Origin of the sequence: Okeania sp. SIO2B3, assembly GCF_010672525.1 — a bacterium.
Taxonomy (GTDB): domain Bacteria; phylum Cyanobacteriota; class Cyanobacteriia; order Cyanobacteriales; family Microcoleaceae; genus Okeania.
The window spans coordinates 74,069-87,209 of sequence record NZ_JAAHGH010000018.1 but is presented as its reverse complement, the minus strand read 5'-3'; the positions used below and the strand labels follow the sequence as shown (position 1 = coordinate 87,209).

Here is a 13,141-nt window from a genome sequence, read left to right as displayed (position 1 = left end):
GAGAACGTCACAACAATAAATAAAAATGACAAGGGGAAAAAGAACACAAACTTCGCAACTAGAAGTAAGACTACTCCGAGAAGGTATTCTTGAATCAGTCCACCAAGTTCAGGCCACTGTGTGCGACCATAGAGGTCGGGTTTTGTCCGTGGCCGGAGATGCAGATACTGCCACATTTGTTCGTTCAGCTCTCAAACCATTTCAAGCTTTAGCAGTGACTACTACAGGCACTCTAGAACGTTATGACTTAACCGACTTAGACTTGGCCATTATCTGTAGTTCCCATCAAGGTACAACAGAGCAGGCAAGACAGGTATTTAACGTTTTATGGCGTTGTGATATTGACCCATCAAAGCTCCAATGTCCAACTCCTACCGATAAAAATAGTCCTTTGCAATATAATTGTTCTGGTAAGCACGCAGGTATGTTAGCTGTTTGTCAACAAAGAAATTGGCCGATGGAGTCTTACCTGCAAATGAAACATCCAGTTCAGCAGCTGATTATTAGTAAAGTCGCTGAGTTACTGGCAATGCCTGCAGTAGAATTTATTGGCGCTCGTGATGACTGTGGTGCCCCAACTTATCTGCTGCAACTAAGTCAAATGGCAACTTTGTACGCCAAACTAGCTTCTGGTGATAGTTTGGATCTAGAACGAATTGTCCGGGCGATGACCTATCATCCAGAAATGGTTGGGGGAGAAGGAAGTTTTGATACAGAGTTGATGCGCTTGACGGCAGGAGAACTTGTCAGTAAGTCTGGGGCTGAGGGAGTGCAATGTATTGGTCGGGTAGGTGAAGGGATGGGTTTGGCCATTAAGGTTAATGATGGTGCTAAACGAGCAAAATATGCAGTGGCTATTCATTTGTTAACTCAGATGGGTTGGATAAGTCCAACTATTGCTGAAACTCTAGGGGAAAACTATATGTCCCTCAGTAATGTCAAGCGTTTGGAAGTAATCGGAGAAATGTGTATGGTATAGGTGTTTGGACAGCCCTGAAAAAAATTTGGAAAATATTTTGAGTAAGGGGTTGCAATTTTTATGAGGTTATGGTTATACTTATAAAAGACGACGCGGGATAGAGCAGTCTGGTAGCTCGTCGGGCTCAAGTTATAAGGTAAGACAAACAAATCAAGCAGAAATAGACACCGCTAGTCACTAAGCTTGAATTTATACCTTGTAAGGGGCGGCATACGAAGAAATTTGTATGTGATTACTTGTCAAATTCGGGGAAACCGTTAGCGGGGTAATCCCGAGCCAAGCTCCAAATGAAAGGAGAAGGTGTAGAGACTGGTTGGCAAGTACCCTAGCGGTTCTAGTTTGATAGAAGCTGAGGGTAAAGGGACAGTCCAGACCACAAACTAATTCTCAGAGTTGAGAATTAAGGCAGTGAAAACTGTGGTGGTAAGCATAACCCGAAGGTCGGTGGTTCAAATCCGCCTCCCGCCATAAAAATTAATAATCTGAAACAGGGCAAGGTAAATTTTATAATTCACCTTGCTTCTTCTTTTATAGGTTTCTTTTTGCAACCGATACTATATTAAGAGATCATATAAGTATATATCTGATTTACAAAAAGACAGTAATTACGGGCAAGATTTTATTGACTTGACTAAATATTGTGAACTAACTAAATTAGGTGATGATTTTTTAGAAAAGTTAGCAAAAATTTCTAATGAAACTAATAATTAAACTAACCTATTTATCAAACAATACGGTTCAGTAAAATGTAATAAAGAAAGTAGCGATCGCGACAGCGGAACGGAGTTCTATCGCCTGTTTTATCTATGTCAATATTGATCGTATTTTTGGTGTAGGAATTTATCGTCCTAATTCTTGAGCAGTTTCAATCCATTCTTGCATAATTATTTCTACCTGAATTGCAGTGCTTGTTGATAGGTTTCTCCATCAGCTATACAACCTGGTAATTCTGGAACTTTTGCTATAAATGCTCTTGTTTCTTGACTCCAGTAGAGGATTATTTCGTTGTAGCATTAGCTTAATTTTCTAGATGATATTTGATAGTAATTGCACTAATTTGTTTGACTTAATAGGCTTTTGCTTGTGAGTCTTTAACTAGATATGCGCTCTGATGTTCCCCGATGAATCTGTTTAGCAGCCCTCAGTCCAGATTCTAATGCTCCCTGTAACCATCCTCTGGTAAAAGAGGTATGGTCTCCAGCAAAATAAATTCGTCCTTCACTACGACTAAGTTCATTAAATAATTTTTCCTCTTGGGATTTACTAGGATATGCCCAACCTCCCTTAGACCAAGGATCGTTCATCCAAGAATAACTGATGGAACTCACCTGATAATTAGTAACCCCAGGTATAATCTGTTTCCATTGCTGTAGTAATTGAGCTAATCTAGCATCTGGGTCAAGGGCATCCATCGCTAGAGCCATTTTCCCTTTTAGATAGGAATGCAAAATCCCTGTTTTTCCTGGACTATCCCAAGTAGGCTGCCACAGTTCTTCAGGGCGATCGCTTACAAAACCCCAACCATTTAAACCTTCTGTTTCCCAGAAACGTTCAGGAAATTCTACAAACATTCGAGTAGAAGGGCGATAGTTATAACCCCCAGAAAAAGCAATCTGTTTTAGAGGAGACAGTGGCGGATTAAAATCGATCTGTCCTAGCACTGGCAATGGTACAGTACAAAGCACAAAATCTCCATTGTACTCTAGCCCAGATTTACAAAAAACCCGAACACCTAGAGATGTTTGCTCAATGCGAGTAACCGCATCACCAAGATTAATTTTTTCAGCTAGAGCTGTAGCAAAAGCTTGTGGCAACATATCTGAACCCTTGCTAATCTTAGTAGTTTCAAATATTGGTACTTGTGATAAAGCTTTGGTTAAGTCATCACTAGAAACTAAAGTACGTTTACCATCTTTCAACCTAATGTAAAGCCCTTCTCTTGGATAAAAAGGCTTCAGTTCTAGACCAAAATGTTGAACATAGGCAAGGGTAAGATCGTGAGTTGAAGGGATTCTTGCCGCTCCTGCTTCTACAAAATGTCCTTCACTAAAATCACCGCGCAGGGTTAAAACTCTACCGCCTACTCGATCGCGTGCTTCTAACACTGTCACTTTATGACCAACTGCTGCCAGTTCGTATGCTGCTACCAGACCGGACACCCCTGCTCCTACAACTATTACTTTTTGAGGGGGAAAACCTGATTCTAATCCTCCTGGAGTTCTTGAGTTTCTGGATTTTACTTGAGTACACGCTTTTGTACCAACAAAGGTTAAGCCACTAAGCAATAAAAATTTACGGCGATTAAGTTTCAACATATAGTTACTGTCTAATAATATGTTTTTTAACATATTAAATCGTTATTCTTTGATTAAGTCAATATAACATTTTTGATATTTTTAGTTATACACTGCTAATAAATAATTATACGGTATTTATACAAAACTTGATAAGTAATGGAAGACTAAGCGATCGCGAAGCGGAACGGAGTTCTATCGCTTGTTTTATCTATGTCAATATTAACAGATTTTTTGGTCTAGGAATTTCTCGCCCTAATTCTCGATCAGTTTCTATCCATTCTTGCATAATTATTTCTACATTTTGCAAAGCTTGATAATATATGCTATATAATAAAGTAAATTTTAGTAGTAAAAGATGCCAACTGTTCTTAGGTTTGAAGCATATCGCTTTTACTTCTATAGTCACGAACCAAACGAACCACCACATATTCATGTTGATAGAGATAATCTTTCTGCCAAATTTTGGTTATCTTCTGTATCTCTAGCTAAGAATATTGGGTTTAGTCCTAAAGAGTTAAGAAAAATTCAATCAATTGTCGAAGTTAATCAACAAAATTTTTTGGAGAAATGGGATGAGTATTTCAACACGTCAAGCTGATGAGCGAGTTAAAAATGTACAAATACAAGAGGATACTTTCAGTGTTGAACTGATGGATGGACGTACTATTACTGTTCCTTTAGCTTGGTATCCTCGTCTATTAAAAGCAACTCCCGAACAACTACAAGCATGGGAAATATGTGGTGGTGGTTATGGTATTCATTGGGAAGAAATAGACGAAGATATTAGCACTGAAGGATTATTAAGAGGTGCCCCCGCTCCTGGTAGTCAAGTACGTTCGTTGGTGTAAAAGTAGCAGGTATTTTTGGTTTGGTTATGCTGGCGATCGCTCTTGTTATTAGGAGGGCGATCGCCTACTTATCTACACCAATATTGACTGTATTTTTCATGCAGGAATTTCTCCTCCTAACTTTTGAGCAATTTCTATTTATCCTTTTAAATTATTCATCAACTTCAAATAAAGAACGAGGTAATCCCGACTGACGAATAATAGATTGTAAAGTACCTATTTTTAATTCTTTGTAGTTAGGAATGGGAATAGTAATAGTTGATTCTTCGGTTTGCAATTGCATCATAATATGACTTCCCCGCACTCTTACTTCAAGAAAACCATGTTCTGCCAAAATTTTACAAACTTCCTTTGCCGATAAAACTCTTAATTTAGCCAATTTTTACCTCTACTTGCTGTACAAAAACTTCATTATTTAAGCGACGTTCAATTTCTGAATTATTGGCAGTTTCAAAAAAAAGTTCTAATGCTTCAATTAAATTAGATTTTGCTTCTTCTACTGTGTCACCTTGACTAGCAATATCAAGTTCTGGACATAAGGATACATATCCGTCACCTTCTCGTTCAATAATTATTGTTAGTTGTTTAGTTTGTTTCATTTTATTGGTATTGAATAATAACTGTACAAATTTATTTTAGGCGATCGCGATAGCGGAACGGAGTTCTATCGCCTGTTTTATCTATGGCAATATTGACCGTATTTTTGGTGTAGGAATTTCTCGTCCTAATTCTTGAGCAGTTTCTATCCATTCTTGCATAATTATTTCTACATTTTGCAGTGCTGACTGATAGGTTTCTCCATCAGCAATACAACCTGGTAATTCTGGAAATTCTGCTATAAATTATCTGGTTTTTTGACTCCCGTAGACGATTACTTTTTCTTTGATTAATAACGTTCTGAGAAACCAGGAATAAAAGGGTTGTTCTGATTAGATGTAACTGCTCTGTAATATTTTTCTAATTTTGTCAAAATGTATCTAGCGAGAACTCCATCTTGAGTTTTATTTGTATAATAAATTTCAATACATATATCCTTATTTTTAGAAATGTTTTTTACTAAAATATCAGTTCTTTTAGTCTTTAAGAAAGGATGATTTTGTTCAGAGGAGAAAGATAATTCAGAACAATCTTCAAAGATATCATTTAGCGCTAATGTTAAAGCTCTATTAAAAGGTTGATCGCTTCCCTCTTTCGATATATATTGATTAATATGTGTAAAAACTTGGGCTGCTTTTGCAAGGGCTTCCTGTACTTTTCCACTTCTACGCTTTCCAACTCTTGGCTGCAAGTTTGCTAACTGTAAATATAATGGAGATATCTTCAATGTGCGTTTTGCTTCTGATTTTTGAAACCATTTTTTAGGAACCCCCCAATTTTGAAATTTTTCCCGGTCAATAGGAATTTCTGCATCCTTTGAATAAGCTGATACACAACTTACAAGTGTATTTGTTGGCAAATAAAGAATCTTTGGTTTTAATACCCCTAGAGCTAAGAAAAGCTTTTCTGATGATGGCCATAATTCCTTCATTTCGGTATTGTTTTTGATGTATTCCGATAATTTACTAGGAATAACATTCCAGTTATCATCAACATGATCGTAAGATTTTCTTACAAATTGAGCTACCACGTCTTCAGATTCAGGATAACAAACTACAAACCAAACTTCTGTTGGTCTAGGGATAGTTGCCATTATTTTAGAAATGCGGCCTGTTTTGTTTTCCCATTTTTCTTTAATGTCACGCAAATATGCTCGTATAGTGCGCTTCCCTTCTTGGTATGATTGATATTTATTTTTAATATTGTTTAAGTCATCGTCAGATAACTGAAAGTCATCATAATTTAAGCCATTATTCAAAACGGAAATTGTATTTTTTGCTATAGTCGGATAATTTTCGATAGCAGGACCAGTAAATTCTATAAATGGAAATCTACGATGAAATATTGTGTTTGCAACAGTTAGAGCTACTGCCCTCATTTTATCAATATCTTCCATGTTTGTAACTGGCCAAACTACTAAAATTGGTTTCCTTCTGAGCAAAGGGTTTAAATCACGGAAGAAAGATTTAATATAGTTAGAGTCTTCATCATCCAAAGTTTCTAAGTAATCAATAATTACACAAGTTATTTGCTTATTTGAGCTAGAATAATTTTCTTCTTTTTGAGTTATTTTCTTTAATTCTGCGCATAGCTGCTTGAGTTTAAGTTCTGGTCTGTTAATATCTCCATAATTACTGGCATCAATATGAATTATCTCTCGAATAGGAAGATGACTACGCCAATCTAAAGAACTCAAAAACACTGATTTGCCAATGCCAGAAATTCCATAAAAAAATACCAGATAGCCACTTCTTTTTATATCTGCTACAATCTGAGCAATTTGCTGTTCAAATTTTTCTACTGGTACAATAAACTGTGACATTTTAGCAGTTTCATCGCCTAATATTTCTACTATTTCTTCATAAGTTTCTGGAATATTGAGTTGTTGGCCTTCTATTTGCATTTTTCCTTTTTATTTATGGTAATCTAAACTATTAGATGTAATTGATGAAACCTTTGCTCTACATTTTCTCAAAATTTGAAAGGTAGAATTGTATTTAGTCAATATTGATACAGATTTAATATCTATTTCCGTTTTGAAAAAACAAGAAAGGGCAGACATTTTGTCTGCCCCTAAATTATAACTCTATCTCAAACCTACTATTCTATTCCTTCAATTCTATCCTCCACTTGCTGATACAACTCTCTCAACTTATCCAAATTACTCTCACTTGTCTCCCAATAACCGCGTCCGTTCACTTCTAACAATGTCGTCACCATCTTCCGGAACGAATGCGGATTCAAATTCAACAACCGCTGCTGCATTTGCTCATCCTTTATAAATGTCTCATTCACATCCTCATAAACCCAATTATCAACGGCACCAGCAGTCGCACTCCATCCCATGGTATTCACGAGACGCTTTGACAACTCCCGCACTCCTTCATAACCATGAGACAACATTCCCTCATACCATTTTGGATTCAACATTTTTGTCCGCGCATCCAAACGTACTGTCTCAGATAATGACCGCACCTGAGCATTAGCAGTTGTTGTATCCGCAATATAAGAAGATGGTTTTTTCCCATCATCCCGGAGAGTCGCCACAATTTTTGTCGGATCGGAATCAAAATAATGACTCACATCTGTCAAACTAATTTCGGACGAATCTAAATTCTGGAATGTCGCATCGGCAGTTTTCAATGCTGACTCAAATACTTTCCGGTTATCTTCCATCATTCCGGGGTTATCAGAATTAAAAGCAAAAGACTTACGTTTCAAATACATTTCCTGTAATTCCGACTCATCTTCCCAGGTACTATTTTCCACTGCCAAATTAACATTCGCAGCATAAGAACCGGAAGCATTAGAAAATACCCGCGTTGCAGCTTGACGTAAATTTACTCCTAAATCTTCCGCTTGCTTGAGAGCGTGCTTCCGGACAAAATTCATCTCTTCCGGTTCCTCTGCTTCCGCTGCCATTTTCACAGCTTTATCCAAAAGATTCATTTGATTGATAAATAAATCTCGGAATACACCGGAACAGTTAATCACTACGTCAACACGAGGACGACCTAATTCCTCCAATGGAATTAATTCCAACTTATTCACCCTACCCAAAGCATCAGGTACAGGTTTCACACCTACCATCCACATTACCTGAGCAAGAGATTCACCGTAAGTCTTGATATTGTCAGTTCCCCACAACACAACAGCAATAGTTTCTGGATATTGCCCACCATTCTCTTGCATTTGTCGCGCCAATAAACGGTCAACTACAATTTTTGCCGACTTAACAGCAGCAGCAGTAGGAATAGACTGGGGGTCGAGGGCGTGCATATTTTTACCAGTAGGCAAAACATCCGGGTTCCGAATGGGGTCGCCACCAGGTCCGGGTAAAATATATTCCCCTTCCAACGCTCGCAACAGAGAACCTAACTCGTTATCAGCACAAACCTGTTCTAGGCAAAATTCCAAATATTCAAACAGAGGTTTAATAAGTTCCGCATCAACATCAGGAAAACCTGCCGTTTCCAAAGCTTCTATCCAAGGTACTTTTTTCATCATGTTGAAGAAATTAAGTTTGCTCACCATAGAAACTCGACCATCAGCGTCAGTTTGTTGGTGAACTAATGCAGCTACAGCACTGCGAGTCGCTTCAACAATTTTTTGCAGTAACTCAACATCGGCAAGAATACCTTTATTATTATTTTGATAAAGTTCCTCAATATCGCGGTTGAGACTATTAGCAATAATTCGAGGTAAACCAGTTATCTCTTCCTCTTCTCGGTCTAAACTAGCAATATTTACCAAAGTAGCGATCGCCTCTTCAGAACTAGGAGGTTTTCCAATAATGTGCAAACCACAAGGCAACAACCGGGACTCAATTTCCATCAACCTGCGGTAAACATCCCCAACAATGTTATCTCGTTCTTCAGCGGTCAACTCTTGAGCATCTTTTTCTGGCAGGATAATATCTTGGTCTAAGTTAACCATCCGACACTTATCCATAATAGTGTTGACAATGGGAATACCTCGCCCGCTATCCTTGAGAGTTTGATAGGAACCGATCAACTCGTTCAACTCCTGCAAACCTTTATATAAACCAGCATTTTCCGCAGGGGGAGTTAAGTAAGAAATAGTTTCGGCATAACTACGACGTTTGGCAATAGTCGCCTCACTAGGATTATTCGCTGCATAATAATAGATGTTGGGAGTACTACCAATGAGATTATCTGGATAACAATCTCCAGACATTCCAATTTGCTTCCCAGGCATAAATTCTAGAGAACCGTGAGTACCGAAATGTAGCACTGCGTCAGCTTTCCAAATTTGTTCTAAATAGGTATAGTAAGCAGCAAAACCATGATGAGGACTTGCGGAACGGGAGAACAACAACCGCATGGGGTCGCCTTCATAACCAAATGTTGGTTGTACTCCGATAAAAAGGTTTCCGAAACTTTTACCGTAGATTAATAAATTTTCGCCATCGCTGTTAAGATTTCCTGGTGGGGGTCCCCAGTTTTCATATAAACGTTCGGAGTATGGAGTCAAACGTTCGTATTGTTCGACCGACATCCGGTGAGCAATATTCAACTCCGGACTTTGATATTGAGCAGTAGCATCGTGAATAACTTGCTTCATCAATTCTTCTGCGGAGTCTGGCAAGTCTTGGATATCGTAACCGTTTCCTTTTAGTGCTTTTACTACTTCATAGATAGAACCAAATACATCTAAATATGCAGCAGTACCAACATTTCCTTTATCTGGAGGGAAACTGAAAATAGTAATAGCAACTTTTTTGTCGAGTTTAGGTTTGCGTCTGAGACTTGCCCATTTCATAGCACGTTGAGCAACAGCTTCGATGCGGTCTTGGAGAGCTATTGCTTTTCCAGTTGCTCCATCACGACCAGACATAATAATAGGTTCGATCGCTCCATCTAGTTCTGGAATAGCTATTTGCAAAGCTACTTGTATCGGGTGGAGACCAAGTTCGCTTTCTTCCCATTCTTCGGTAGTTTGGAAAACCAGAGGCAAAGCCACCATATATGGTCTGTTCAACCGTTTCAACGATTCTATCGCTTTCGGATGGTCTTGTCTAGCAGGTCCGCCAACCAGTGCAAAACCTGTTAGAGAAATTACCGTATCTACTAATGGTGTAGGTTCAACTCCTTTAGCTGCAACTTCCCAGAAATAAGCATCGACTGGTTTGGAAAAATCTAACCCTCCGGCAAATACAGGTACAACTCGCGCTCCCATCGCTTCCAACTCTTGCAACATGGCAACATAGTGAGCATCATCTCCCGTAACTAAGTGGGTTCGCTGTAACACTAAACCAACACAAGGAGCAAGGGGATCTTTCAAATCTTCAGAAATATCTTTGCGGTTGTTGTACCAGTTCAGATATTCTTTGACATCCTCAAACATTTTTGGTGCTAGGGGATGCCAGATGCCCATGTCTGGATAAACCACTGGATCGACATATTGCAGAGAACTGTTTTTCTTATCTTTGAAAACATATTTATCTGCCAACATCAGCAGGAAATTTTCCAGGTTTTCTGATGAACCCCCTAACCAATATTGGAAACTGAGCATAAAGTTCCTAGCATCCTGCGCCTTATCAATAGGCATATACTTCAACACTTTCGGCAGAGTTTGCAGCAACTTCAGCATTCCATCTTGGAAAGAAGAACCAGATTTTTCCTTCCGCTTCCGCATAAACTGAGCGATCGCGCTTTTACTCTGGCCTAGTTGTGCCATTGAGAAACTTCCCATTTTATTCAGGCGCATTACTTGTGGCATGGAAGGGAAAACCACAGCAGCGTCCAGCTTGTCTCGGTGGGGGGTTACAGCCTCCACTACTTTTTCGGCCAAGTCTTCAATGAAAATTAGGGAAGCGATAAAGATATTAGCTTCAGAAACTTCTTTTTTAAAATTTTCGTAATTTTGGGGGTCTCGTAATTCTTCTATTAAATAGCCACTTATTTCAATGGCCAAATTAGGATTTTTTTCGTTAATAGAGCGCACCGCTGTTGAGAGAGAACTCTGATATTGTGCTTCTAGAACGATATATACAACTTTTAAGAGCGATCGCCCTTTGAGGTCTTCTGGGACAATGTGGCGAACGGTGGGTTTAACAGATGTGAACATTAAGTATTGCTCCTTGAGGATAATTGCTGATACTTAATGAGTATATTTACCAGAAAACGTTAATAAAAGGTAGAGTAAGGTCTTGATTTGATACAATTCGATAAGAAATTTGAAATTTTTCGTTACATTTATTGACAAAATGGCGAGTATATATTCTGATTTTTGTTTAAAAAAATCACTTTACATTTTGGCATAAATATGATAAGTCCATCTTTTAGCTTTAGATAGAATTGGAATGAGAGAAAATTCTGAAAAAGTCTTTGGATTAACTGGCCATGAACTTAACTATCACATCCTTAACGGATTACAAAATCGGCGACTTAATACATGAGAGCGATCGCACAGTCGTCTATCGCGGAATGTCTAAAGTAGATGGTCAACCAGTGGTGATTAAACTGATGCGCAATCAGTTTCCTTCCTTTAATGAATTAGTTCAGTTTCGCAACCAATACACTATTGCTAGAAATCTCCAAATAAAAGGTATTGTCAAACTATTCACTCTCTTAAGTTATCAGAAGTAGATTCATGAATAAGAGCGCGATAATTAATTTTATTTTTTATTATTGGAAATATCTAATGCTGATTAAAATACTTGGTAACAAAAAAAATCGTCATCAACAAAGATTATCTACAGCACTTGTAGCTTTCTTGTTGCTATTTAATGCAGTGGGTTGTAGTCAAAATAAATTCACCCCGGAAGCCGATCAGGTTCAAACTCCAATAGAAAATACAGATTCAGTAAAACCACAAAGATTTGACGGGATTACCATTACCGTTGCCACCCAGGCAAACCCAATTGCGGTAGGGGTTAAGCGTAGAGCGCGCGAATTTGAAAAACTGACGGGTGCTCAGGTTGATGTGTTTGGGTTTCCTATTAAGGATACTTTTCGATCCATGCAGGAGGAGTTTGTGAACCAAACCAACAAGTATGATGTGGTTGTTTTCTCGCCCAAATGGATGACGGATTTTGTCAAACCTGGATATTTGGAAAATTTAACAGCTCGCGTCGAAGCAGATAGGCAACTGGAATGGGATGATGTTGCACCTTTTTTCCGCAATTTTATTGCCACCTACAAAGACCAAATCTATGGCATTCCTGTGGATGGGGATTTTCACATGGTTTATTATCGCACAGATTTATTGGGAAAGGCAGAGCTTGACTCCCCACGAACCTGGGATGATTATCTCGCTATTGCCAAACAATTTCACGGGCAAGACCTCAATGGTGATGGTATACCAGACTATGGTTCTTGTATGATGAAAAAGCCAAAAGCCTTGAATCCTCTGTTTTTTTGGTCGGTAGCCAGCCCGTTTCTCCAAAGCCAAGGAACAGAAGAAGGTGGATTTTTTGACCCCGAAACTATGAAGCCATTGGTCAATAACCAAGCCTTTGCCAGAGCACTAGATATTTATAAAGAAACAACTAAATACGCACCGTCAAATGAATTAAGCTTGGGTGTGGACGAAGCGAGAGAATTGTTTTTAACTGGACGCTGTGCTTTAACCTTAGATTGGGGGGACATGGGAACATTAGCCATAGATCCAGCCATTTCCCAAATACCTGATAAAGTTGGTGCATCGATATTACCGGGTAGCAAAGAAGTCCTCGATCGCCAGACTGGTAAATTGGTAGCCTGCGATAAATTCACCTGTCCCTATGCCATTGATGGCGTTAACCATGCTCCCTATGGTGCGATGGGTGGATGGGCAGGTGGAATTAATGCAGCGGCCAAACCAGAAGTTAAAGAGGCTGCTTATGCACTGATTTCCTATATGAGCCAACCCGCGCAATCTAATGTTGATGTCACCATTGGGATTACGGGTTTTAATCCTTACCGCATATCACAGTTTACTAACCGTGAACCCTGGTTACAGGTAGGAATGGGGAAAGAAACAGTTAATAAATACTTAGGTGGTATTGCTGTAAGTTTAAAAAATCCCAACATGGTATTAGATTTACGCATCCCAGGAAATGATTTCTACCAAGGAGAAATTTTGGATGCTGCACTCACCAATTTTATGACGGGTAAGATGACTCGCGATGAAACCATGAAACAAATTGAGCGAGAGTGGGAGAAAATCACAAATAAAATGGGGCGAGATTCCCAATTACAATCTTACCGAGACACTTTAGGAATTCAATAACTATGTGGAGAAAGCAATCAATGTTACCTTGGAATTTAAGTATCAAAATTGTTACCAAAAAATTGTGCTTTAAAGCCTCCCCTTTTAAGGGGATAATAAAGAAAAATTTTCATCTGTTTGTCAATCCTCTTCTTTCAAGGAGAGGTAATTATTCATTATTCATTATTCATTATTCATTATTGAAA

10 protein-coding genes are annotated in these 13,141 nt (G+C 38.6%); 5 read left to right on the top strand and 5 right to left on the bottom strand.

Features of this window, described 5'->3' with window-relative positions:
- Window positions 1–25: 25 nt before the first annotated feature.
- On the top strand, window positions 26–979 hold the full coding sequence (locus F6K15_RS16315; RefSeq protein ID WP_293062441.1) for an asparaginase: 954 nt from the start codon (window positions 26–28) through the stop codon (window positions 977–979).
- Between the two features lie 1,091 nt (window positions 980–2,070).
- On the opposite strand, the gene F6K15_RS16310 is transcribed toward F6K15_RS16315, so the two are convergent.
- Window positions 2,071–3,327: a flavin monoamine oxidase family protein gene (locus F6K15_RS16310; protein WP_293062439.1), complete on the bottom strand. Its 1,257-nt coding sequence runs from the start codon at window positions 3,325–3,327 to the stop codon at window positions 2,071–2,073.
- Window positions 3,328–3,631: 304 nt separating this feature from the next.
- Here F6K15_RS16310 and F6K15_RS16305 point away from each other — a divergent pair, with 304 nt between their 5' ends.
- Both F6K15_RS16305 and F6K15_RS16300 read left to right on the top strand, forming a co-directional pair.
- Complete coding sequence (locus F6K15_RS16305) at window positions 3,632–3,874, top strand: DUF4160 domain-containing protein (protein WP_293062437.1); 243 nt, start codon at window positions 3,632–3,634, stop codon at window positions 3,872–3,874.
- Entirely contained in the window at window positions 3,849–4,124 is a 276-nt protein-coding gene (locus F6K15_RS16300) for a DUF2442 domain-containing protein (RefSeq protein WP_293062435.1), read from the top strand. The genes F6K15_RS16305 and F6K15_RS16300 overlap by 26 nt, the downstream gene beginning before the upstream one ends.
- Window positions 4,125–4,275: 151 nt before the next feature.
- Here F6K15_RS16300 and F6K15_RS16295 read toward each other — a convergent pair whose 3' ends face one another.
- The 4 genes from F6K15_RS16295 to F6K15_RS16280 all read right to left on the bottom strand — a co-directional run bounded on the left by F6K15_RS16295 (window position 4,276) and on the right by F6K15_RS16280 (window position 10,811).
- Window positions 4,276–4,503, bottom strand: coding sequence for a type II toxin-antitoxin system HicA family toxin (locus F6K15_RS16295; protein ID WP_293062434.1), 228 nt, complete (start codon window positions 4,501–4,503; stop codon window positions 4,276–4,278).
- On the bottom strand, window positions 4,496–4,723 hold the full coding sequence (locus tag F6K15_RS16290; RefSeq protein ID WP_293062433.1) for a type II toxin-antitoxin system HicB family antitoxin: 228 nt from the start codon (window positions 4,721–4,723) through the stop codon (window positions 4,496–4,498). Before F6K15_RS16290 ends, F6K15_RS16295 begins: the two co-directional genes overlap by 8 nt.
- A gap of 287 nt (window positions 4,724–5,010) precedes the next feature.
- The gene (locus tag F6K15_RS16285) at window positions 5,011–6,543 is read right to left on the bottom strand and encodes a hypothetical protein (RefSeq protein WP_293062432.1); all 1,533 of its coding nucleotides are present in this window, start codon (window positions 6,541–6,543) and stop codon (window positions 5,011–5,013) included.
- A 278-nt stretch (window positions 6,544–6,821) separates the two neighbouring features.
- Window positions 6,822–10,811 carry a magnesium chelatase subunit H gene (locus tag F6K15_RS16280; RefSeq protein ID WP_293062430.1) on the bottom strand — a complete coding sequence of 1,330 codons (3,990 nt, stop codon included), beginning with the start codon at window positions 10,809–10,811 and terminating at the stop codon, window positions 6,822–6,824.
- A 275-nt stretch (window positions 10,812–11,086) separates the two neighbouring features.
- Between F6K15_RS16280 and F6K15_RS16275 the strand changes: the two genes are divergently transcribed.
- Window positions 11,087–11,332: a hypothetical protein gene (locus F6K15_RS16275; RefSeq protein ID WP_293062428.1), complete on the top strand. Its 246-nt coding sequence runs from the start codon at window positions 11,087–11,089 to the stop codon at window positions 11,330–11,332.
- A gap of 55 nt (window positions 11,333–11,387) precedes the next feature.
- On the top strand, window positions 11,388–12,956 hold the full coding sequence (locus tag F6K15_RS16270; RefSeq protein ID WP_293062426.1) for an ABC transporter substrate-binding protein: 1,569 nt from the start codon (window positions 11,388–11,390) through the stop codon (window positions 12,954–12,956).
- The last annotated feature ends 185 nt before the right edge of the window (window positions 12,957–13,141 follow it).